The organism is Streptomyces sp. NPDC028331 (assembly GCF_055565775.1).
The window spans coordinates 47,020-69,644 of sequence record NZ_JBVHTR010000025.1; the positions used below are offsets into that span (position 1 = coordinate 47,020).

19 protein-coding genes are annotated in these 22,625 nt (G+C 73.2%); 11 read left to right on the plus strand and 8 right to left on the minus strand.

Features of this window, described 5'->3' with window-relative positions:
• Positions 1 to 9: 9 nt before the first annotated feature.
• Entirely contained in the window at positions 10 to 774 is a 765-nt protein-coding gene (locus ACZ4SW_RS29745) for an SLATT domain-containing protein (protein WP_468251760.1), read from the minus strand.
• Positions 775 to 1,143: 369 nt separating this feature from the next.
• Here ACZ4SW_RS29745 and ACZ4SW_RS29750 point away from each other — a divergent pair, with 369 nt between their 5' ends.
• The 3 genes from ACZ4SW_RS29750 (at position 1,144) to ACZ4SW_RS29760 (ending at position 2,873) form a co-directional block, all read left to right on the plus strand.
• Positions 1,144 to 1,482, plus strand: a complete 339-nt coding sequence (locus ACZ4SW_RS29750) for a YbaB/EbfC family nucleoid-associated protein (RefSeq protein WP_103837908.1) — start codon at positions 1,144 to 1,146, stop codon at positions 1,480 to 1,482.
• 139 nt (positions 1,483 to 1,621) lie between these two features.
• Positions 1,622 to 2,221, plus strand: a complete 600-nt coding sequence (recR, locus tag ACZ4SW_RS29755; RefSeq protein ID WP_103837909.1) for a recombination mediator RecR — start codon at positions 1,622 to 1,624, stop codon at positions 2,219 to 2,221.
• Entirely contained in the window at positions 2,214 to 2,873 is a 660-nt protein-coding gene (locus ACZ4SW_RS29760) for a DUF5063 domain-containing protein (protein ID WP_468251762.1), read from the plus strand. The genes recR and ACZ4SW_RS29760 overlap by 8 nt, the downstream gene beginning before the upstream one ends.
• A 15-nt stretch (positions 2,874 to 2,888) precedes the next feature.
• Here ACZ4SW_RS29760 and ACZ4SW_RS29765 read toward each other — a convergent pair whose 3' ends face one another.
• Positions 2,889 to 3,596 (minus strand): TSUP family transporter, encoded by a 708-nt coding sequence (locus ACZ4SW_RS29765; RefSeq protein ID WP_468251847.1) that lies wholly within the window; start codon positions 3,594 to 3,596, stop codon positions 2,889 to 2,891.
• A gap of 357 nt (positions 3,597 to 3,953) precedes the next feature.
• On the opposite strand from ACZ4SW_RS29765, the gene ACZ4SW_RS29770 reads away from it, so the two are divergent.
• The 4 genes from ACZ4SW_RS29770 (at position 3,954) to ACZ4SW_RS29785 (ending at position 8,709) form a co-directional block, all read left to right on the plus strand.
• A complete protein-coding gene (locus ACZ4SW_RS29770; RefSeq protein ID WP_468251763.1) occupies positions 3,954 to 5,246 on the plus strand; it encodes an aspartate kinase in 1,293 nt (430 codons plus the stop codon).
• Positions 5,243 to 6,322: an aspartate-semialdehyde dehydrogenase gene (locus ACZ4SW_RS29775; RefSeq protein WP_468251765.1), complete on the plus strand. Its 1,080-nt coding sequence runs from the start codon at positions 5,243 to 5,245 to the stop codon at positions 6,320 to 6,322. Before ACZ4SW_RS29770 ends, ACZ4SW_RS29775 begins: the two co-directional genes overlap by 4 nt.
• Before the next feature lie 372 nt (positions 6,323 to 6,694).
• A complete protein-coding gene (locus tag ACZ4SW_RS29780; RefSeq protein WP_468251766.1) occupies positions 6,695 to 7,354 on the plus strand; it encodes a SigE family RNA polymerase sigma factor in 660 nt (219 codons plus the stop codon).
• Complete coding sequence (locus ACZ4SW_RS29785; protein WP_468251768.1) at positions 7,351 to 8,709, plus strand: hypothetical protein; 1,359 nt, start codon at positions 7,351 to 7,353, stop codon at positions 8,707 to 8,709. Before ACZ4SW_RS29780 ends, ACZ4SW_RS29785 begins: the two co-directional genes overlap by 4 nt.
• A 102-nt stretch (positions 8,710 to 8,811) precedes the next feature.
• Here ACZ4SW_RS29785 and ACZ4SW_RS29790 read toward each other — a convergent pair whose 3' ends face one another.
• The 3 genes from ACZ4SW_RS29790 to ACZ4SW_RS29800 all read right to left on the minus strand — a co-directional run bounded on the left by ACZ4SW_RS29790 (position 8,812) and on the right by ACZ4SW_RS29800 (position 13,689).
• Positions 8,812 to 9,684 (minus strand): SURF1 family protein, encoded by an 873-nt coding sequence (locus tag ACZ4SW_RS29790; protein ID WP_468251769.1) that lies wholly within the window; start codon positions 9,682 to 9,684, stop codon positions 8,812 to 8,814.
• A gap of 99 nt (positions 9,685 to 9,783) precedes the next feature.
• Positions 9,784 to 11,646: a S9 family peptidase gene (locus ACZ4SW_RS29795; protein WP_468251771.1), complete on the minus strand. Its 1,863-nt coding sequence runs from the start codon at positions 11,644 to 11,646 to the stop codon at positions 9,784 to 9,786.
• 111 nt (positions 11,647 to 11,757) lie between these two features.
• Complete coding sequence (locus tag ACZ4SW_RS29800) at positions 11,758 to 13,689, minus strand: NAD-binding protein (protein ID WP_468251848.1); 1,932 nt, start codon at positions 13,687 to 13,689, stop codon at positions 11,758 to 11,760.
• Between the two features lie 386 nt (positions 13,690 to 14,075).
• On the opposite strand from ACZ4SW_RS29800, the gene ACZ4SW_RS29805 reads away from it, so the two are divergent.
• The gene (locus ACZ4SW_RS29805) at positions 14,076 to 15,023 is read left to right on the plus strand and encodes an MIP/aquaporin family protein (protein ID WP_468251772.1); all 948 of its coding nucleotides are present in this window, start codon (positions 14,076 to 14,078) and stop codon (positions 15,021 to 15,023) included.
• A gap of 99 nt (positions 15,024 to 15,122) precedes the next feature.
• Here the strand turns inward: ACZ4SW_RS29805 and ACZ4SW_RS29810 are convergent, their stop codons facing one another.
• Positions 15,123 to 17,387 carry a SpoIIE family protein phosphatase gene (locus ACZ4SW_RS29810; RefSeq protein WP_468251850.1) on the minus strand — a complete coding sequence of 755 codons (2,265 nt, stop codon included), beginning with the start codon at positions 17,385 to 17,387 and terminating at the stop codon, positions 15,123 to 15,125.
• Between the two features lie 106 nt (positions 17,388 to 17,493).
• Here ACZ4SW_RS29810 and ACZ4SW_RS29815 point away from each other — a divergent pair, with 106 nt between their 5' ends.
• The 3 genes from ACZ4SW_RS29815 (at position 17,494) to ACZ4SW_RS29825 (ending at position 19,934) form a co-directional block, all read left to right on the plus strand.
• Positions 17,494 to 18,231 carry a helix-turn-helix transcriptional regulator gene (locus ACZ4SW_RS29815; protein ID WP_468251774.1) on the plus strand — a complete coding sequence of 246 codons (738 nt, stop codon included), beginning with the start codon at positions 17,494 to 17,496 and terminating at the stop codon, positions 18,229 to 18,231.
• Positions 18,232 to 18,463: 232 nt separating this feature from the next.
• Positions 18,464 to 19,051 (plus strand): RNA polymerase sigma factor, encoded by a 588-nt coding sequence (locus ACZ4SW_RS29820; RefSeq protein ID WP_468251775.1) that lies wholly within the window; start codon positions 18,464 to 18,466, stop codon positions 19,049 to 19,051.
• Complete coding sequence (locus tag ACZ4SW_RS29825) at positions 19,041 to 19,934, plus strand: hypothetical protein (RefSeq protein WP_468251777.1); 894 nt, start codon at positions 19,041 to 19,043, stop codon at positions 19,932 to 19,934. The genes ACZ4SW_RS29820 and ACZ4SW_RS29825 overlap by 11 nt, the downstream gene beginning before the upstream one ends.
• A 9-nt stretch (positions 19,935 to 19,943) precedes the next feature.
• On the opposite strand, the gene ACZ4SW_RS29830 is transcribed toward ACZ4SW_RS29825, so the two are convergent.
• Both ACZ4SW_RS29830 and ACZ4SW_RS29835 read right to left on the minus strand, forming a co-directional pair.
• On the minus strand, positions 19,944 to 20,750 hold the full coding sequence (locus tag ACZ4SW_RS29830; protein WP_468251778.1) for a serine/threonine-protein kinase: 807 nt from the start codon (positions 20,748 to 20,750) through the stop codon (positions 19,944 to 19,946).
• Positions 20,747 to 22,591 (minus strand): ABC transporter ATP-binding protein, encoded by a 1,845-nt coding sequence (locus tag ACZ4SW_RS29835; RefSeq protein ID WP_468251780.1) that lies wholly within the window; start codon positions 22,589 to 22,591, stop codon positions 20,747 to 20,749. Before ACZ4SW_RS29835 ends, ACZ4SW_RS29830 begins: the two co-directional genes overlap by 4 nt.
• Positions 22,592 to 22,625: the final 34 nt, after the last annotated feature.

Consider the following 22,625-nt stretch of genomic DNA (forward strand, 5'->3'; position numbering starts at 1 on the left):
CAGGGCGGTTCACCTGGCCTCCGGCGGCCGCTGCCGTGGCATGTTGGGCCGCGCGCCCGGCGGTGGGAACCTCCCCGGCAGGGTGCCCTCGGGGCGGGGCGCCGCCGCACCCGACGACTGCATCGCCAGCGGTGCCGAGCCCGTGCGGAACTCCGCCATCCAGTCCGCCGTCTCCGCCCGCACCAGCTCCGTGACGTCCTCGGAGAACCGCCGCAGCACCGAGAGGCACCGCTCGGCCGCCTCGCCCGCGGTCCCCTCCGTCGGCCCGAGGACCTCCCGCACGCTCTCCGACGCCCAGTCGAACTGGAGCGCCTGCAACCGCCGCCCGATCGCCTGCGCCGTGGCCACGTCCCGCATCCATCCGGAGGTCACCCCGAAGTACCGGTCCCCGGCCACACACGCCACCCCCACCAGCAGCGACAGATACGCCCACGGCGCCACCCCGTCCGCCACCCCGGTCAGGTCCAGCAGCGGCAGCGCGGCACCGCACACGGCCCCCACCGCCGCGCCCGCGCGCAGCGCCTGCGCCCCCCGCCGCTTCCACACCCGGTTCGCGAGATACCAGGCGGCCGTCTCCAGCGCCCGCCGCTCCACCCACCGGTACAGCTCGTCGAGGCGCTGCGCGGGTTCCCCCCAGTCGCCGTGCGGGAACGGCCGCCCCATGAGGTCGCCGGGGGCGCCGGGGCCGCCCGGGTCGCCCGGCCGCAGCCCCGCCGCTCCGTCGCCCCGCCCGTCCTGGAGCGGGCCCTCGGGCTGCATCTCCGGCTGACTCACCCGGCACTCCCTACCTACGGCTATGACGTTCCGCGATGCACATTCCGTGATGCCCACTTCGCGCACCCTCCGCAGTGTGCTCGTGACGCATGGTGCTGAAGCGCCGCACCCTTCCTACCGCCGGGCGGGTGGCCGGCAACCGGGTTTCGCGGCTTTTCCGCCTGGAAGGGGGCCTTGTTCGGGTATACGACGCTCGGCAAACTCACTCGAAAGAGTGCCGCCGTGGGTGGCAACCGAGTCCGGACGGGCTACCCCAGCGCGCGTCCCGGTGACCACGTAGGCTCGTGCCGAGGCGGCAAACCCCGCCCTGACATCCCGTACGTACATCCGCACATCCGAAGCCGAACGGTACGAAGGCAGGAGCTGATCGTGATTCCCGGTGGTGGCCAGCCCAACATGCAGCAGTTGCTGCAGCAGGCCCAGAAGATGCAGCAGGACCTCGCCAACGCGCAGGAGGAGCTGGCGCGGACCGAGGTCGACGGTCAGGCGGGCGGCGGCCTGGTGAAGGCCACGGTCACCGGTGCCGGCGAGCTGCGCGCCCTGGTCATCGATCCCAAGGCGGTGGACCCGGAGGACACCGAGACCCTCGCCGACCTGATCGTCGCGGCCGTCCAGGCGGCCAACGAGAACGCGCAGGCCCTCCAGCAGCAGAAGCTCGGCCCGCTGGCCCAGGGCCTCGGCGGCGGCATCCCCGGCCTGCCGTTCTGAGCCCACCGGCGGCTTCAGGCCCCGGAAGGGCGTCCACCGGACCGTCCCTTCTGCGAAAGGCAAGCGCCAACTAGCGTACGTACGAAGAAACCGAGCCCGGCTACCGTACGTACCGAAGCTCTCCAGGAAAGGCAGTCCGTTGTACGAAGGCGTGGTCCAGGACCTCATCGACGAGCTGGGTCGGCTGCCCGGCGTCGGTCCCAAGAGCGCGCAGCGGATCGCCTTCCACATCCTGCAGGCCGAGCCGACGGACGTGCGCCGCCTCGCCCAGGCGCTGCTCGAGGTGAAGGCGAAGGTCCGCTTCTGCGCGACCTGTGGCAACGTCGCGCAGGAGGAGCTGTGCGGCATCTGCCGCGACGCCCGCCGCGACCCGTCCGTCATCTGCGTGGTGGAGGAGCCGAAGGACGTCGTCGCGATCGAGCGGACCCGTGAGTTCCGGGGCCGCTACCACGTGCTCGGCGGCGCGATCAGCCCCATCGAGGGCGTGGGCCCGGACGATCTGCGCATCCGCGAGCTGCTCGCGCGACTGGCCGACGGCACGGTCACCGAGCTGATCCTGGCCACCGACCCGAACCTGGAGGGCGAGGCCACGGCCACGTATCTCGCCCGCATGATCAAACCCATGGGCCTGAAGGTCACCCGCCTGGCCAGCGGCCTCCCGGTGGGTGGCGACCTGGAATACGCGGACGAGGTCACCCTCGGCCGCGCCTTCGAGGGGAGACGACTCCTAGATGTCTGACGCCACGCTGCACGCGACGACGCAGGACCCGGACGACTTCGCGGTCCAGATCGCGGACCAGGTCGAGAGCTTCCTGGTCGCCGTCACGGAGGTCGCGAAGGGCGACGAGCCGGACTCGGCCGTTCCGTTCCTTCTGCTGGAGGTCTCCCAGCTCCTGCTGGCCGGGGGCCGCCTGGGTGCGCACGAGGACATCGTCCCCGACGAGCGCTACGAGCCCGACCCGGGCCCCGAGCCGGACGTGGACGAGCTGCGTGAACGGCTCGCCGCCATGCTGGACCCGGTCGACGTCTACTCCGAGGTCTTCGACCCGTACGAGCCGCGCAAGGCCCCGGTCCCGGCCCGTATCTCCGACGACCTGGCGGACGTCATCACGGACCTGCGCCACGGCATGGCGCACTACCGGGCCGGGCGCACCACGGAGGCCCTGTGGTGGTGGCAGTTCTCGTACTTCTCCAACTGGGGCGCCACGGCCTCCGCCACGCTCCGCGCCCTGCAGTCCGTGGTCGCGCACGTCCGCCTGAACCAGCCCCTGGAGGAGCTGGACGGCCTGGACACCGACCAGGACCTCGGCGACGAGGCCCTCGCGGAGGAGGCCGGCAAGGTCATGGCCAAGGAGATCGCGGACCCGCTGGGGCTGCGGCCGGTGAAGTAGGCCGGCGCCGGGTGCTCACGCCAGCCCGGCGAGCCCCTTGGCGAGGGCGCTCAGGCCTCCGGCCAGCGCGAGCAGCAGGACCAGGGCCCGGGCGCGTCGCTCGGGCACGCGTCCGGCGAGCGCCCTGCCGATCAGGGCCCCCGCCGCCATGGCGAGGACGGTGAGGACCCAGACGGGCGCGCCGAGCCGGGGCGGTCCGTTGGACGCCACGGACACCGCGTTCACGACGACGCCGTAGAACTGCGCGTTCGGCACGAACTCCCGCACGCTCCAGTCGGCGTTCAGCGCGTACAGGGAGACGGGCGGTCCACCGACGCCGGCGGCCGAGTTCATGAACCCGCCCAGGCCCCCGGCGACGACGGCCCCCCGGCCGCCGCGCAGGGCTGGCACCCGCAGGCCCCGCATGACCAGCGTCACCGCGACGGTGACCAGCGCGCCCATGGACGCCAGCAGCAGGGGTTCCGGCAGCCGCCGGGCCACCCACGTCCCGGCGGGCACGGTGACCACGGCGGCGACGCACAGCGGCACCATCACCGAGACCCGCACCCTGCGCCACCCGTCGGCGATGCCCACGACACTGATGGCCCCTGCGGCGCAGTTGGCGAGCACGACGCCCTCGGCGGGGCCGAGCAGCAGCACGAGCGCGGGCACGGCGACGAGCGCGAACCCCATCCCGGTCAGCCACTGCACACACCCGCCGAGCAGCACGATCCCGGCCAGCATCACGTCTCCCGCCCACGCACCCGCCACAGTCCGGCATCCTCGTGCCTCCGGCGTCACGCGTCCATGACAGTGCGTGAGGCCGGGGCCCCCGGTTCTGTGATGCGCGGCACGTTTCGCGTACCGGCCCGGGGCTTGGGCAGATGCCGTGCTGAGCGGCCTCGGGCCCGGCGGAAAGCGGCGGTGAAAAACCGGCGTACGGCCGTCGTACGTCCGAAGAAAACCGGGATGATCCCCGCATGAGCGGGACATCTCACCATGCGGTATCCCGGAAGGGAAATTCGGCCGCTCGATAGACTGAGCCGACCGCACCTGCGTCTGTGCAGGGGCGGAAAGAGACGGACTGAGCGAGGAGCGCACGTGGGCCTTGTCGTGCAGAAGTACGGAGGCTCCTCCGTAGCCGATGCCGAAGGCATCAAGCGCGTCGCCAAGCGGATCGTGGAAGCCAAGAAGAACGGCAACCAGGTGGTTGTCGTGGTCTCCGCGATGGGCGACACGACGGACGAGCTGATCGATCTCGCCGAGCAGGTTTCCCCGATGCCTGCCGGGCGTGAGTTCGACATGCTGCTGACCGCCGGAGAGCGGATCTCCATGGCCCTGCTGGCCATGGCGATCAAGAACCTGGGTCACGAGGCCCAGTCGTTCACCGGCAGCCAGGCAGGCGTGATCACCGACTCGGTCCACAACAAAGCCCGGATCATCGACGTCACGCCGGGCCGCATCCGGACCGCGCTGGACGAGGGCAACATCGCGATCGTCGCCGGTTTCCAGGGCGTCAGTCAGGACAAGAAGGACATCACCACGCTCGGCCGGGGCGGCTCGGACACCACGGCGGTGGCCCTCGCCGCCGCCCTCGACGCCGAGGTCTGCGAGATCTACACCGACGTCGACGGCGTGTTCACCGCCGACCCGCGCGTGGTGAAGAAGGCCCGGAAGATCGACTGGATCTCCTTCGAGGACATGCTGGAGCTGGCCTCCTCCGGGTCCAAGGTGCTGCTCCACCGCTGTGTGGAGTACGCCCGCCGCTACAACATCCCGATCCACGTCCGCTCCTCCTTCAGCGGGCTGCAGGGCACGTGGGTCAGCAGCGAGCCAGTCCTTCCGAAGACACAGCAGCAAGGGGAAAAGAAGGTGGAGCAGGCCATCATCTCCGGTGTCGCGCACGACACCTCCGAGGCCAAGATCACGGTCGTCGGTGTGCCGGACAAGCCGGGCGAGGCCGCCTCGATCTTCCGCGCCATCGCCGACGCCGAGATCAACATCGACATGGTCGTGCAGAACGTGTCGGCCGCGTCGACCGGCCTGACGGACATCTCCTTCACGCTCCCGAAGGCCGAGGGGCGCAAGGCGATCGACGCCCTGGAGAAGGCGAAGACCGCGATCGGCTTCGACTCGCTGCGCTACGACGACCAGATCGGCAAGATCTCGCTGGTGGGCGCCGGCATGAAGACCAACCCGGGCGTCACGGCCGACTTCTTCACCGCGCTGTCCGACGCGGGCGTGAACATCGAGCTGATCTCGACCTCCGAGATCCGCATCTCGGTCGTCACGCGCAGGGACGACGTCCCCGAGGCGGTCCGCGCGGTGCACACGGCGTTCGGCCTGGACTCCGAGAGCGACGAGGCGGTCGTCTACGGAGGCACCGGGCGATGACCGGGCTCCCCCGCGGGGGGACGAAGCCGACGCTCGCGGTCGTGGGTGCGACCGGTGCCGTCGGCACGGTCATGCTCGAGATCCTGTCCCAGCACGCGGACATCTGGGGCGAGATCCGTCTGCTCGCCTCGCCGCGCTCGGCCGGCCGCAAGCTGGCCGTGCGCGGCGAGGAGGTCGAGGTCGTGGCGCTCTCCGAAGAGGCGCTGGTCGGCGTCGACGTGGCGATGTTCGACGTGCCGGACGACGTCGCGGCGCACTGGGCGCCGGTCGCCGCCGCGCTCGGCGCGATCGTGGTGGACAACTCCGGAGCGTTCCGCATGGACCCCGATGTCCCGCTGGTCGTGCCGGAGGTCAACCCGCACGCCGCCCGGGTGCGTCCGCGCGGCATCATCGCCAACCCCAACTGCACGACGCTGTCGATGATCGTGGCCCTCGGCGCGCTGCACGCCGAGTTCGGGCTGCGTGAACTCGTCGTGTCCTCCTACCAGGCCGTCAGCGGCGCGGGCCGCGCGGGCATCGACACGCTGCGGCAGCAGTTGTCGCTGGTGGCGGGCACGGAGCTGGGGACCAAGCCCGGTGACGTACGGCGTGCGGTGGGCGACGACACCGGGCCGTTCCCGGAGCCGGTGGCGCTGAACGTCGTGCCGTGGGCCGGGTCGCCGCGCGAGGACGGGTGGTCCTCGGAGGAGATGAAGGTCCGCGACGAGTCCCGGAAGATTCTGGGGCTGCCCCAGCTCCGCGTCGCGGTCACCTGCGTCCGTGTGCCGGTGGTCACCACGCACTCCCTGACCGTCCACGCCTGCTTCGAGGGCGAGGTCACCGTCGACCGGGCGCGCGAGATCCTCGCCACCGCGCCCGGTGTCGTCCTGTGCGACAACCCGGAGGCGGGCGAATTCCCCACGCCCGCGGACGTGGTGGGCACCGACCCCACGTGGGTCGGCCGGGTGCGGCGTGCGCTGGACGACCCGACGGCGCTGGAACTCTTCGTCTGCGGCGACAACCTGCGCAAGGGCGCCGCACTGAACACCGCGCAGATCGCCGAGCTGGTGGCCGAAGAACTGGGCGCCACCGCGTAGTGCGGCGGCACCGGTCAGCCGACGGCCGGAAACCTCTGGCCGTTGGCTGAAACGTTTGTAGGATCTTTGTGGGTTGCACGGACCATCCCGTGGTCCGGCCCGCTTGATCGAAGTCTCTCGGCGTTCGAAGATTTCACTCCCCGCCCCCCGCAACCGCGCGCAGGGCGGGGAGCGTCTTTGCGGTCGCCTTCCGGGGGCTGGGCGCCACCACACACGGGGCATAGGGGAAGAGCTGGTACGCATGAGGGCACTTGACGCACGGTCCGGTGTGCTGGGGGGCGCAGGAGGAGACGTGCAGACGGATGTGCTGCCTGCAGGAAACGTGATGCCTGTCGCGTACAACCCCGGCGGGGGCAGACGTGTCCAACTGGCGTGGCAGAGGTACTCGAATTCACCGCGGTACAGGCGAGAGGCGTGGCTCTCCGCCCTCCCCGCCGCCCCGGCATGCCCGGCGGCATGCCGGTGATCGCCCCCATGCCCGCAGCGCGGCCCGCCCGCATCCCGAACCAGCGCGAGGACGCTGAGGAGACGACGGCCGCCGGCACCTCGGTCGACCACCTCACCGAGACCTACCGCGCCCACTACCGCTCCCTGCTGGGTCTGGCGGCGCTCCTCCTCGACGACACCGCGTCCTGCGAGGACGTCGTCCAGGAGGCGTTCATCCGTGTGCACTCCGCGCGCAAACGCGTGCGCGACCCGGAGAAGACGCTCGCCTACCTCCGCCAGACCGTCGTCAACCTGTCGCGCTCCACGCTGCGCCGCCGCATCCTCGGCCTGAAGCTGCTGACGAAGCCGATGCCGGACATGGCGAGCGCGGAGGAGGGCGCGTACGACCAGTTGGAGCGCGACTCGCTGATCAAGGCGATGAAGGGCCTGCAGCGCCGTCAGCGCGAGGTCCTGGTGCTGCGTTACTTCGCCGACATGACCGAGGCCCAGGTGGCGCAGACGCTGGGGATATCGCTGGGCTCGGTGAAGGCGTACGGCTCGCGCGGCATCGCGGCGCTCCGTGTCGCCATGGGGGCATCGGCATGAGCAAGTACGAGGAGCGGCGCGCCGCCCCCTGGGGGCGCGACTCCCACGAACGACACGAGCCCTACGAGTGGCATGAGCCGACGGAGCGGATCGAGCCCGTCGAGGACGACCACGAGCAGCACGCTGGGAACGGAACCGTGAACCACCGCCCCGACGACCAGGACCGTCCGGACACCGGGCGGGACCACGCCGCAGCGGATCACTTCGCCGAGGGCTCCGGCCGCGACGCGAACGGTGCCGGTGAGGGCTTCGGGGCGGGGCGGGACCGGCTCCTGGCGGCGCTCGGGGGCGGCGGTGCCGGGGCGGGCTCCGGCGGCGGGGGCGAGGATCCTGCCGGGGACGGCGACGGGGTGCCCGAGGGGCTCGGTTCCGACGAACTGGCGCTGCGGCGGCTGCTGCACCAGGCCGTGCGCGACATCGAGCCGCGCGAGGGCGGCCTGGACCGTCTGCGGCGTGCGGTGCCCGCCCGGCGGGCCCGCAAGCGGCAGGCCGTGGTCGGCATGGCGGCCGCCGCCCTGTTCATGGGGACCGCGATCCCGGCCCTCGTCCACGTCTCCAACGCCACCGGTTCGAACGCCGACCCGTCCATCGCCGGCCAGGCTTCCGAGGCCCAGGGCGGCGCCGGGCAGGGCAAGGGCCCGGACGGCGGCTCCAGCGGCTCCGCCGGTTCGGCCGGGACGTCCAGGGAGACGGGCGCGGGCAGCGCGAAGGGCAAGGAGGACAAGGGCAAGGGGACGGCCGACGGGGCCACCGGCGGGACGAATCCCTCGGCCTCCGCGCAGACGGCACCGGCGTGTACCGCGGCCCAGCTCGGCCGGGCCACCGCCACCACGGGCGCCCCGGACTCCACCGGCACGGTCTACGGCACGTTTCGTGTCACCAACGCGTCCAAGACGAGCTGCACCGTCTCGGGCAGCGACAACGTCACCACGACCGCCCAGGGCGCGGCGGACGCCGCCAAGATCACGGTGGTGAACCACGTCGCGGGCGATCCGGCCACCGGGCTGCCCGACCCGGGGCAGCAGGTCACCTCCCTGGTGCTCAAGCCCGGGGCGGCGTACGAGGTCAGGTTCGCCTGGGTCCCCTCCGAGACCTGCCCCACCCCGGGCGGCGGTACCGGGGGCGACGGCGCCTCACCCGACCCCAGCCCGTCGCAGAGCCCGAGCACGAGCGGCGGCGGCTCCAGCCCGGACAGCAGCGGCACGTCACCCCAGCTCATGACGGAGGACGGCGTGACCGACGGCAGCGTGACCGTCTCCCTCACCCCGGCGACCGGCCCCGCGACCTCCTCGACCACCATCGCGCACGCCTGCGCCGGCACGGTCTACCGCACGGGGATGCTGGCGGGGTCCTGACCCGCGGCGGCAGCCCGCCGTCGGCCGGCCTCGCCCGGGACCGGTCGGTCCCGTCCCAGGTTTCCCCGGGCCTCGTCGGCCACGTCGGGCATGCGCGCCCTGTCAGGCCTTGGCGGCCGGCGTCTGGCTTTCGCCGACGCCCCCCTCGCCCCCGGCAGGCTCCTCGGCCGCCGCCGGCGTGGTCGCGGCGGCGGGCGCCGTGCCGGTGTCCGGCCCGTCGTGCACCAGGCCCAGCTGTGCGTCGCGGGCGTACTCCACCTCGCGGCGCAGCAGGCGGAACCACATGAAGACCGTGAAGCCGGCGAAGACGAACCACTCGCCGGTGTACCCCAGGTTCTGGAACGCCTTCAGGTCGAGTCCGCTGCCGGCCGGTGCCGTCGCCGGTACCGACTTCATCCCGCTGTCGGCCTTCGTCAGGGTGATCCATGCGTCGTACAGGCGGTACGGCACCAGGTTCACCAGCGTCGCCGTGCTGATGTCCGCGGTCTGGCCGGCCGGCAGCCCGCCGGCCGCGCTCACATCGTTGGACCCCGGGCTCTCCGGGGCCTGCAGGGCGCCCGTGACGGTGACCTCGCCGGCCGGCGGGGCGGGGGCCTTCGCGGGATCCGCGTCACCCGGCAGCCAGCCCCGCACCACCGGCAGCGCCTTGCCTCCGTCGGTCTGCAACATGGTCAGCACGTAGAACCCGCGCCTGCCGTCCAGCTTCCGGTCCGGCACCAGAAGCTGCTTCCCGTACCGCCCTTCGGCCGTCACCGGCTTCCCGGACGTGCTCTGGTCCACCGGCAGCAGCTCGCGCAGCGGCCGGGCCGCTTCCTTCCTGGCCGCGGAGGCCTGCTCGGCCGCCAGCCGGTGGTCCTGCACGCGGGCCTCGAACCGGCTCAGCTGCCAGGACCCCATGAAGAGGCAGAAGGGGATGGCGAGCAGGACGAAGACGTTGATCCCCCACCAGCGGGGCGTCAGCAGAAACCGGTACACGCCTCCCACGGTACGGCGCCGCCACCGCGGGCCCGCCGCTGGGGCCCGCGGTACCGGACGCTTCCGCACGCCCTGCCGACGCCTCGGCCGCCGTTCCGGTCACTCCCCGAGCGCACCTCCCAGATGCCGCCTGGCGAAGTCCAGCTCCAGCCGGACCTGCTTGATCCGCTCGTCGACGACCAGTGAGCCGTGCCCCGCGTCGTACCGGTACACCTCGTGCACCGCACCGCGCGCGGCGAGCCGGTTCACATAGTTGTCGACCTGGCGGATCGGGCAGCGCGGGTCGTTCACTCCCGCCGAGATGTACACCGGTGCCTTCACCGCGTCGACGTACGTCAGGGGCGACGACGCCTCGAACCGCTCCGGCACCTCCTCGGGGGTGCCGCCGAGCAGCGTCCGGTCCATCGCCTTCAGCGCCTCCATCTCGTCGTGGTACGCCGTGACGTAGTCCGCGACCGGCACCGCGGCGATCCCGATCGTCCACAGCTCCGGCTGGGTGCCGAGCCCGAGCAGCGTCAGGTAGCCGCCCCACGAGGCGCCCGTCAGCACCAGCCGCTCCGGGTCCGCGAGCCCGGACGACACCGCCCACTCCCGGACCGCCGCGATGTCCTCCAGCTCGATCAGCCCGACCCGGTGCTTGAGGGCGTCCGTCCACTCGCGCCCGTACCCCGTCGAACCGCGGTAGTTGACCCGGACCACGGCGTACCCGTGGTCCACCCAGGCGGCCGGGCCCGCGGCGAACGAGTCGCTGTCGTGCCAGGTCGGACCGCCGTGGATGTCGAACACCGTCGGCAGCGGGCCCCTCGCCCCCGCCGGCCGCTGCACCAGCGCGTGGATGCGGCCGCCCGGCCCGTCCACCCACACGTCCTCCACCGGCACCGACCCGGGCGCCCTGAACCCGGGCGGATCCAGCACCACCCTGCCCGAGGTGGACCGGACCACCGGTGGCTCGGCCGCGGACGACCACAGGTACTCGACGGTCCCATCCGGCCGGGCCGTCGCCCCGGACACCGTGCCCGGCGGCGTCGGCACCCGCGTCAGCTCGCGCGTCGCCAGGTCGTAGCAGAACAGCTCGCTGCGCGCCTCGAAGCTGTGCACGATCAGCAGGGCGGAGCCGTCCGGATACCACTCCGCGGCCACGTCACCCGGCAGGTCCAGTTGCAGGTCCGTCTCCTCGCCGGAGGCGACGTCCCACACCAGCGGCTCCCACCGGCCGCGCCGCTGGTGCCCGATGAGGAGCCTGGTGTCCCCGTCGACCGGCGCGAAGCCCAGCACCTCCAGGCCCAGCTCGACCGTGCCGCCCTTGGTGTCGTCCAGCTCCGCCACCGTCGAACCGTCCGGCCGCAGCACCCGCAGCGCCGAGTGCATCGCGTCGCCGTGCTCCGTGTGCTCGATCGCGATCAGCGAGCCGTCATGGGAGAGGTCGCCCACCCCGGCCGACTCGCGGTGCCGGTAGATCTCCACCGGATCCCGGCCCGCCCGCACCAGATGGACGGTGGAGCCGTCCTGGTCGGTCGAACGGCCCACGACCGCCGTCCGCCCGTCCCGCCCGATCGCGAGCCCCGCCGGATACGACGGCTCAAGGCCGGGCGCCGCCGGCTCGTCGGTCCCCGAGCCGGTCCCCGAGCCCGCACCGGAGGCACCGGGCGCGAACCGCTGGCGTCTCCAGATCCCGAACTCGTCGCCGTCGGTGTCGTCGAACCACCAGATCCACTCGCCGTCCGGCGAGAGCACGCCGTCCGTCGTGCCGTTCGCCCGGTCCGTGACCTGGCGCTGCTCGCCGGTGACGCGGTCCCAGGCGTACAGCTCGTACGTCCCCGTCGCGTTGGAGACGAACAGCGAGCGGTGCGGCGCGTCCTCCGCCCAGTCCGGCAGCGACACCCGCGGCGCCCGGAAGCGCTTCTCCCAGTCCGGCATGTCCCCGCCGCGCTCGGGCGAGGTGGACCCGTTGCTCTCAGTCATGGCCCCATAGTGCCTGGCCGGACCGACGTCCCGCCGAGGAGGCCCGCAGCCTGTGGACAACTCGGGCTCCACAGCCTGTGGACAACTCCGGATCCGCGCCCGGGGACGCGATCAGGCCCCGGCCGGCTCCGGGCGCCTGCGGCCCAGCAGCTCCGCGAGACCGCGCCGGGTCGCCGCCAGGACCACCCGGTCCTGAGGGCGCAGGACGTAGGTGGGCGGCAGATCCCAGACCAGGCCCGAGGCGCGGTCGGGCGCCTGCGTCTCCGGGTCCGGCGCCTGGCCGCGTTCCTCCGGCGCCGCGGTGTCCAGGGCCAGCACCCGCCACGCCCCGGCGCGGAACGCCTCGGCCACCGTCCGCCCCTCCAACTGCGGATGCCCGGCCACGTCCACGGCGGCGAACAGCAGCACCCGCCGCTCCACCGGGATCGCCCCCAGGATCTGCCGCCCCAGCATGGCCCCGGCGAACGCGGGCGCGGCCAGGTGGGACACGCTGCGGCTGCGGGTCAGCGCGTGCGGGTGCGCGGCGCGCAGGGTGCGGTAGACGGCGGTCGCGAAGTCGTCGTCGTACAGGCGCAGGACGACCTTCAGGTCGGGCCGCAGCGAGCGGGCGTACAGGACGGCCTCGAGGTTCGTGGTGTCGGAGCTGGTCAGCGCGAGCAGCGCATGCGCCCGGTGGATCTTGGCGGCTTCCAGCACGCCCTCCTGGGTCACGTCTCCGAGCACGACCGGCACCCGCAGCCGCCGGGCCGTCGCCAGGCCGCGCGCCTCCGGGTCGCCCTCCACGCACACCACCGGGATCCTCAGTTCGCGCAGCCGCGTCATGACCCGGGTGCCGATCTTGCCGACGCCGAGCAGCACCACGTGTCCGGACAGCCCTCGCGGTGGTCTGCGCAGCGCGGTCCCGCTGCGGAACGTGCCGAGGGCTTCCAGCACGGCCGCCAGCAGCACCGGCAGCAGCAGCAACCCGACCAACGAGGACAGCAGCTGCAGGATCTGCCGTCCGACGGGCTGCCCGATGGCCGGGTCGTCGATCGCGAACAGGTCCAGCAGGGTCAGGTAGGTGGCGCGCAGCGGGGGTTCGCCGGTGACCGCCATCGACGCGATGGCGAGCCCCACCACACAGCCCACCAGCCCGGCGACCGACCAGCGCAGCCGCCGCGACAACAGCGAGCCCAGCGGTACGACACTGCGCCCGGCGGGCAGCGCGGGACCGGAGTAGGAGACGGTCTCCAGGACGATGGTGCCGCGTCCGGTGGCCTCGGACACCGTTTCCTCGTCGGGCAGGAGTTGGGGGCCCTGCTCGCCGCCGGCGTCGGAGCCGTGGGCTCCGGAAGGGTGGTTGGCCGTCGGGGACAGCAACGCCAGGGTGCACAGCCCGGGGTCGGCGACCTGGCCGGGCCGCGGCGGCGGGCGCTCGACGGCCCGCAGCATCAGCCCGTCGGTCTGCACGACCTTGGTGGTGCCGGTGACGGCGGTCGCGGCCAGGGCGGGCGCGGCGGTGTCGGCGTCGGACAGCACGGTCGTGGACGCGTCGAACGCCTCCGCGTCACCGGCTCCGCCGGACGCCAGGGCCGCCGCCTGGTCGAGGAGCGCCTCTATGTGCTGCCCGAGCCGCCGGTTGTACAGGCGCAGGACGAGCCGCAGCCGCGGGTTGAGGCGGCGGGCGGTGAGCGCGGCCCGGATGTTGGTCTCGTCGTCGTCGTAGACCAGCGCCAGCGCCGCCGCCCGGTCCACGCCGGCCTCCGCGAGCACGGCCTCGGACGCCTCGGCGGCCTCCACCAGCCGTATGCCGGAGGCGGGTTCGGGGCTGCGGCCGCCGCCGGATCCGGTGGCGCGCGCGTCCGTGCCGTTGCCGTTGCCCGCCGCGCGCGTGACGGCGGCGGAGACCCGGTCGAGCAGCGCCGAGGCGCGGGCCCGGCCCACCACCGGCTGGGGCGCGACCCGCACGGCGGGCGGGACGACGAGCGTCACGTGCTCGCCGTACGACCCGCGCAGCTCGGCGGCCAGCCGGTGCGCGAGCCCGTCGTCCCCGCACACCACCATGTGCGGGACGCCGTCCCCCGACCCGGTCTGCTGCGGAATCCCTGCCCCCACGAGGAGAAAGACTGCCCTACGGGTGGCGCTGGTTCCACAGAGGCCGGTGAGGTGATGCCCGTTCGGGACGTCACCGGGCCGGCTCAGCGGTACCTCCGCCGCCGGGGAGCCTCTGCCGCCGGGGCGGTCGCTCCGCCGTCCGGGCGATTCCTTCACCCGTGCGGGTGGGTCCCTCGCCCGCACAGGTGACGGTGACGGCCGTGCGGAGCGGCGTCGGTGCCCTTGAGTCATACTCGTGGTGTGCTCGACCGGCGTCCTCGACCGCGTCCCTGGAAACGAGCCGTCACCGGCCGAACGAGCCGTCACCGGCCGGACCAGTCCCTGAGGGGGCCATCATGGCTGTGGAAATCCCGCCCCTGATCCGACCCTCCCGCCTCAGGCGCCGAGGGGGCCTGCTGGGCGAATGTCTCGCGGAGTTCCTGGGCACGCTCGTCCTCATCGCGTTCGGAGGCGGTTCGGTCGCGATGACCGTCGCCGCGCTGCCGGGCTCCGGCCGTACCGCGGGACCCACCACGTTCTTCCTGGGCGCCGGCGACTGGCTCCTGATCGCCTGGGGCTGGGCCCTGGCCGTGACGTTCGGCGTCTACGTCGCGGGCGGGGTCAGCGGCGCCCACATCAATCCGGCGGTCACGCTGGCGTTCGCCGTGCGCCGCCGGTTCCCCTGGGCCAAGGTCCTGCCGTACTGGTTCGCGCAGGTGGCAGGCGCGTTCGTCGGGGCGGCGCTGGTGTACGCCGTCTACCACGACGCGATCAACACCTTCGACCACGCCATGACGGGCCCCAAGACGAACGGGCACACGCTCGCCACCTTCTCGATCTTCGCCACGTTCCCCGCGTCGTTCTTCCACGGCGGCACCTGGGGCCCGCTGGTGGACCAGATCGTCGGTACGGCCTTCCTGGTCATGTTCATCGTGGCGGTCATCGACCTGCGCAACACGGCGGTGCGGGCCAATCTCGGGCCTTTCATCATCGGCCTCGCGGTCGCCGCCATCGGCATCTCGTACGGAGCGAACGCCGGGTACGCCATCAACCCCGCCCGGGACTTCGGCCCCCGCCTGTTCACCTGGGTGGCGGGCTGGCAGAGCCTCGCGCTGCCCGGCACGCTCCCCGGTTCCTTCAGCGACTACTGGTGGATCCCGATCGTCGGGCCGCTCGTCGGCGGTGTGGTCGGGGTCCTGGTCTACGACCTGTTCATCGGCGACATCCTGCACATCCGGGCCGAGCACGCCGAGCCGCCGGAACCCGGCCGGACCCGCGCGACGGAGACCACGGACGAGGAGTGAGCGGCGGAGGCCGGCCCCTGAACCGACCGAACCGGACCGGTGGCCGCGGTCGGTACCTGGGCCGACGTCGTCGGCGGCGTCGGCCGTCGGCCCGCAGCCTCACGCGGAGGTCGGCTGCCCACCGGCTTGTCCTCCGGCCTGTCCACCTGCTCGTCCACCGGTCTGCCCGCCGGTTTGTCCACCGTCCTGCCCGTCGGCCTGTCCACCGTCCTGCCCATCGGCCTGTCCGCCGGCCTGTCCACCGGTCCTGCGCAGGAGGAGGACGGCGATGTCGTCGGTGTGCCGGCCGGTGGGCCAGATGTGGTGGACCAGGCCGTCGATCAGGTCCTCCAGCGCGTGGTCGCGGACGTCGGCCAGGTACCGGGCCAGGGCGGCGGTGGTCCGGGTGGTGTCGCTGCCGGGGACTTCGACGAGGCCGTCCGTGTAGAAGGCCAGCAGGGCGTCTTCGGGGAGCGGCACGCGGCTGACGGGGTACCGGAAGCCGACGTCGACGCCGAGCAGCGGCCCGGGCTCCACCTCCAGCAGGCGGGCCTGGGAGCCGTGGCACAGCAGCGGCGGAACATGGCCGGCGCTGGCGACGGCGATCTCCTGCCGGGCCAGGTCGAGATGGGCGTAGAGGCAGGAGACGAGCAGGTCGGAGCTCAGGTCGGTGACGAGCCGGTTGGTGCAGGCCAGGACCTGGTCGGGGGGCGCGCCGGCGGTGGCGTGCGCGTGGATGGCGGTCCGCACCTGGCCCATGAGGGCGGCCGCGGCGATGCTGTGCCCCTCCACGTCGCCGATGACGGCGGCCGCGGTGGTGGCGTCCAGGCGCAGCAGGTCGTAGAAGTCGCCGCCGACCTCGACGCCCCGGCTCGCGGGCAGATAGCGGGCGGCCACGTCGAGTCCGGCCACGGCGGGCAGGGCGCGCGGCAGGAGCGCCTGCTGCAGGTCGTGCGCGAGGCCGTGCTGGGCGTCGTACAGCCGGGCGCGGTCCAGGGCCTGCGCGATCAGCCCGGCCAGGGAGGTCATGACGGCCCGTTCGTCGGCGGAGAAGGCGTGGGGCCGGTCGTAGGAGAGGACGCAGCAGCCCACCGGTCGCCCGGTGATCATCAGGGGGAGGAAGGCCCAGGCCTGCTTGCCGCTGATCAAGGGCGCATCGGAGTAGCCCCGGGCGAGTTCGGAGGGGTTGGCGAAGAAGGCGGGGGTGCCGGTGGCGAGGACCTGTCCGGCGGGGGTGACGTCGGTGTCCATCCTGAGCCCGTCGAGGCCTTCGACGACCTCGGGTGCGTAGCCGTAGGCGCCGAGGATCTTCAGACGGCCGGCGTCGGCGGCCGACAGCATCACCCCCTGGGCGCGGAAGGCCGGCAGGATCTGCTCGGCGATCAGTTCGAACAGGTCGCGCACGCCCACCGTCTCGGTGAGCGCGGCGGCCAGGTGGACGAGCTGGTACAAACGGCCGGTCGGGGTCACCGCGACCGGCTGGGGACGGGTGCTCGGCGTCGGTTGCTCCCCGGCAGGGGTGATACGGACGCTGATGCCGCTGGCGTCCGGGTACAGCTCGAACTTCAGCCACTGGTCCGGTGGGCGCAGGGCGGTGAAGGACAGGGCGGCGCGGCTGACCACGGCGGTGCGGTAGTGGTCCTCGAACACGGGGTCGTCCATCCACGGCAGCGACTGCCAGGGCCGGGTGCCCAGCAGCCGGCCGGCGTCACGGCCGAGCAGGTGGGCGGCGGTCTTGGTGAGGAAGGTGATCGTGCCCTCGAGATCGAGGGCGAGGGCGCCCCAGGGGAGGCGTTCGGCGTAGTCGACGGCGGCGAGTCCGGCGTAGGCGGGATGGTGCGGGGAGTCGACGGGGACGACGCGCGGCTGGTCGGGCACCGTGGGCGGGCGCGGCGCGTCGTCCAGGAGTCGGGCCAGGCGGCGGGCGCTGGAGGTGATGTGGCGGCGTTCGCGGGAGGTGGGCTTCCGGGCGTGGTCGGCGGGCCACATCAGCACCAGCCCGCCCCAGCAGCGGCGCTTGCCGTTCACGGGGTGCGTGGCGAGCGGGAACCTGTAGGGCAGGACCGCGGCGACCCGTGGGTAACGGCGGGCCATCTCGCTCTGGTCCCCGACCCACACCAGACGGTCCTCGCGGATCGCGTCGGCGACCGGGACGGGGGCGGCGAGCGACAGCCGCCGCCACGGGGAGGTGAACTCCAGCGGCATCCCGCACACGGCCACCAGCCGCAGCACCGGCTCGGCCTCCTCGATCAGGTAGACGCCGCCGATGGAGGCTCCGGTGCGGCGGACCGTGGCGGCCAGAACCGCGTCCAGGGCGACTTCCAGCTCCCCGAGAGCATCGCCCGGCGGGGCGGCACTGTCCTTCGGCTCATAGTCCCCACCCATGGCCATATCGGGACAATACCCCATTCGGGGGCGCCGACATCGCGGCCGCCGGCGCTCGGGCCGGACGGTCCATTTCACCCAAACCGATGGGCGATACGATGGGGGTGTGGGACTGGATCACGCCTCCCTGACCAGCCTGGCCGCCCTCGGCGACGATCTGCGCCGCCGTATGTTCGAGTTCATTCGGCAGGAGCGGCGCCCGGTCACGCGCGAGGAGGTGGCCGACAGTGTCGGGATCTCCCGCAAGCTGGCGGCGTTCCACCTGGACAAGCTGGTCACGGCCGGGCTGCTCCAGGCCCACTACGGATCCCCCGCGGGCATCCGCAAGGTCGGCCGCAGGCCCAAGGTCTACGAGCCGGTGGCCGGGGCCATCGCGGTGAGCATCCCCGAGCGCCGCTACGGCATGCTCGCGGACGTCCTGACCGAGGCCGTCCTGACCGAGACCGACGCCGAGTCGGCCCGCGACGCCGCGCTCCGCGTGGCGTACCGGCGCGGGGAGTCCCTGGGCGGCGCCGAACGCGCACGGGTGCGCCCCGGACGGCTCGGCGCGGAGCGGGGGCTGAGCCTGGCCGCCGACACGCTCGAGGAGTTCGGCTTCGAGCCGGAGCGCGCCGCGCCCACCCTGCTGCGGTTGCGCAACTGCCCCTTCCACCCCCTGGCGGCCAAGGCCCCCGAACTGGTCTGCGCCGTCAACCAGGCTTTTCTGGCCGGCTACCTGCACGGCCTCGGAAGCGACAAGACCACAGCGGTCCTCACCCCGCAGCCCGACGCGTGCTGCGTCGAACTGCGCGCGCAGGACGGCGCGGGAGGCTCCGCGGAACCGGGAACCGCCTGCGGGCGGTGAGCCGGGGCGCCGCCGTACGGCAAGCGCGCACCGCCTGCCGGAGGGCTCTCCCCCTCGGCTCCCGCTGCTGACACGGCCACGGCCACGGCCGCGGCCACGCACCCGCATACGCATGCGAACAGGCACACGGACACACGGACACACGGACACGGACATGACCTTCCGTGACGGCCGGACGAGCCCCCGGCGCGGCCGGGCAATCCCCCGGTGCGAGCGGGCCGTATATACCGGTATGCAGAGGTTTCGGTTCCCTGTGGGCCGCCTCCCGGACGAGGCTCTGCTGTCCGGGCTGGCCACCGGTGATCCGGAGCTCGCCGTCACCTTCGTACGGAGGTTCCAGCACAAGGTCTTCGGTGTCGCCGTCGCCGTCACCGGGGACCCGCAGCTCGCCGAGGACATCGCCCAGCAGACGTTCGAACGGGCGTGGCGCCATGCGCAGATCTACGACTCGCGCCGGGGTTCCGTGACGACCTGGCTGACCACCATCGCCCACAACCTCGCCATCGACGCCGTCCGGTCCCGGCGTCCGGAGCCGGTGGCCCCCGACGACCTCGAAGCCATCCTGGGCGTCGTCAGCGAGACGCCCGAGTACTACGCGCTGGCCGACGAGGCGTCCTCGCGGCTGCGGGCCGCGGTGGCGCAGCTCCCGCGTGAGCAGGGCCGTGCCCTGGTGATGGCGGGCATCTACGGCATGACGGCCCAGCAGATCGCCGACTGGGAGCACATCCCGCTGGGCACCGCCAAGACACGCATCAGGACGGCGATGGGCAAGTTGCGCACCACCCTCGCCACTCCCCAGCGGAGCGACCATGCCCACTGACGTGACCTGCGAGAAGCTGCGGGACATCGGCGCCGAGCTGGCCCTCGGCGTCCTTCCCGCGCGTGAGCGTGCCGGGGCGGTCGCGCATCTGGACGAATGCGCGGACTGCCGTGAGTACATCGCGCAGCTCACCCTCGCCGGTGACCGGCTGATCGGACTGCTGCCGTGCGGGGAGCCTCCGGTCGGGTTCGAGACCCGGGTGGCCCAGGCGCTGACGCGGAGCGCACAGGCGCAGGGTGCGCAGACCCGGAACGGGCGTGCCGAGGCGGCGCGGGCCGAGGAGGCGCCGGCTCCAGGGGGGCCGGTTCGGGGAGCGCCGGCTCAGGAGGTGCCGGTCGGCGCAGAGCCGGCGAGTGGCGAGGCGGCGCCCGAAGGGCGAACGCATGGACGCGAGGCCGGCATCGTGCGGCGGGGCCGGCGCGGCCGTCGGGTCCGGCTGCGGCTCGCCTCCGCGGCGGCCGTGCTCGCCGTCGCCCTCGGGTTCGGCGGCTGGGCGGTCGGCACGGCGATCGAGGACGTCACGGCCGGACCCTCCAACGCCGCCGAGGCACCCTCGGGCATGCTGTGGGCCGGACTGGTCTCGGCCCGGGCCCTCGGGAAGCCGGCGGGTGAGATCTACGCCCACCCCGGGTCCCCGGGCTGGGTCTACATGTCCGTCGACCTCGCCGACGCCGGGTCGCCATACAACGGCAAGGTCACCTGTCTGCTGGTGCGGCACGACGGCGGGACGGTGCGCGTCGGCGAGTTGACCCTGCACAACGGCTACGGCTACTGGGGCGGCCCCGCTTCCTTCGACCCCTCGGCACTGGCGGGCGCCCGGCTGACGGCGCCCGACGGGACGGTGCTGGCCACGGCTCAGTTCGGCGCGGCCGGTCTGGCGTAGGGCGGCGCTTCAGGTGCGGGCGTCGCGGAGGGCGGTGGCCAGTTCGGGGACCGTGGGCCGGGCGGAGGGATCGGTGCGCAGACAGCCGTCGATGGCCGCGGCGAGGGCGCGGGGCAACCGCCGTCGGGTGGCGATCGGCGGGGCGGGCGCCCGCAGTCGGGCACGGCAGCGGTCCCGTGCCCCGGCCGGCACGTCGCCGCTCGCCACCTCGTACAGCGTGATGCCGATGCCCCACACGTCGGCCGCGGCCGTCAGCAGGCCCCCGCGCGCCTGCTCCGGTGAGAGGTGGGAGAGGGTGCCCACGCCGGGCGGGGCGACTCCGGGCGGCCGGGCCACGCTGAGGTCGAGGACCTTCGCGTGACCTCGGTCGACGACGACGTTGGACGGCTTGAGGTCGAGGTGCAGCAGGCCCCGGCCGTGCAGATAGTGGACCGCGGAGCACAGTTGCACCCCGAGGAGCGCCACGTCGTCGGCGGCCGGGCGGCGCCGTAGCCGGTCGAGGAGGTGGGAGAGCGTCTCCCCGGTCAGCGCCTCCTGGACGACGAGCGGCTCGGGCGCGTCGAAGGTGTCGTACGCGCGGACCAGATGAGGATGGGTGAAGTCCCGCAGCAGGCGCCCCTCCCGCAGCAGCCGGTCGCCCAGTCCCGCCTCGGCGCGGCGGTCGGCGCGCACCATCTTGACGACGCACCGGCAGGCCCGCTCCTCGCTCCACGCGTCGTAGACGTCCAGCCATCCCGTGCGGGTGAGGTGGGCCAGGATCTCGTAGCCCGGGACGGGGCGGGTGCCGGGCGGCAGGGGAGGGGGCGGGCCGGTCACGACGGCACCGTCCCCGGCGGTGCGGCGGACACGGCGGCGATCCGGTGCAGCCGGGCGTACGCACCGTCGCGCAGCAGCAGGTCGTCATGGGTGCCGGACTCTACGACCCGGCCGTGGTCGAGCACCACGATCCGGGTGGCGTCCCGGACGGTGAGCAGGTTGTGGGAGATCACGACCGTCGTCCGCCCGGCCATGAGGCGCCGCAGCGGGTCCATGATCCTCAGGCCGGAGCGGACGTCGAGGCCGGTGGTCGGCTCGTCCAGCAGCAGCACGGGCGCGTCCCTGATCATCGCGCGGGCGATCGCCAGGCGCTGCCGCTGCCCGCCGGACAGCGTGCGGCCGCGCTGGCCGACCATCGTGTCGTAGCCCTCGGGGAGCTGCTGGACGAACTCGTGGGCGTCCGCCGCGCGCGCCGCCGCGACGATCTCCGCGTCCGTCGCGCCGGGCCGGCCGTAGGCGATGTTCTCCCGCACGGTGCCGTGGAAGACGAGCGTCTCCTGGAGGACCACCGCGACGCTCTCCCGTACGTCGGACAGGGCGAGGTCGCGCAGGTCCGTTCCGTCGAGACGGACGGCGCCGCGATCGGGGTCGTAGAAACGCAGTTGGAGCTTGGCGACCGTGGACTTGCCGGCGCCGCTCGCTCCGACCAGCGCCAGGGTCTCGCCGGGGGCGACGTGGAACGACACGGCGGACAGCGCCTGGTGCGGTGTGCCGGGGTAGCGGAAGGACACGCCGTCGAACTCGATGTCGCCGTGCGCCCGCCCGATCCGCCGTGCGCCGGCGGACTCGGTGACCTGGGGGCGCTGGTCCAGCAGTTCGACGATGCGTTCGGCGGAGGCCGAGGCGGCGTAGAAGCTGGTGCCGAGGCGGGACAGGTCGCGGATCGGGCTGTAGAGCTTGCCGATCAGCGCGAGGAACACCAGCAGTCCGCCGAGCGTGAGCTGCCCCTGGGCCAGCTTCCAGGTGCCCAGGCCCATGACGGCGAGGGCGCCGGACACCTCGATGACCTCGACGAGCGGCCGGTAGACGGCACGGATCCGGGCCGATGCCAGGGCGGCGCGGTACCTGCCGAGGCTCTCCCGCTCGAAGCGGCGCGCCTCCCACTCCTGCCGGTTGTACGCCTGCACCAGGACCACGTTGCCCAGCGCCTCCTCGGCGACGGCGCTGAGCGAACCGCTGCGGCGCCTGCGCTCCCGGGACGCATCCTTGATCAGCCGGGAGAAGTGACGGGCCGCGCGCCAGAACAGCGGCACGATGACGAGCGCGAGGAGCGTCAGGTCCCAGCGGAGGTAGAAGAGCAGACCGAGGAAGACGCCCAGCCGGAGGACGTGGTAGAGGCCGTCCGCCACCCCCGAGAGCAGGAACGTCTCGACGGCGTCCACGTCTCCCGTGACCCGGGAGAGCACGTCCCCGAGCCGCCGCCGCTCGAAGAACCCGAGCGAGAGCCCCTGGACGTGCCGGAACACGTCGGCGCGCAGGGTCAGCAGGAAACGCTCGCTGACGTACGTGGACGTCATGTCGTCGGCGAATCCCAGCACACCGGAGCCGACGATGAGGCCGAGATAGGCGGGTGCGATCCAGACGAGGGGGGTGAGGTCCCTCGGTACGAGCACCTCGTCGACCACGACTTTGAACAGCCAGAGCTCGGCCGCGTCGATGAGGGGGCCGATCAGGCTGAACAGCACGAGGGGCACGAGCCAGCGCCGCCGGCCGCGGGTGTACGGCCAGAACCGCCGGAACACCTCACGCGGGGACAGCCGAGGCGCTGCGGCGACGACGGCACCGTCGTCCTCGCCCACGGACAGCAGGGGCCGCGGGGCATGCCGCAGAAGCCGCACCATGGCTCGCGTCCCCGGGGGATCGACTCTGGGGCGG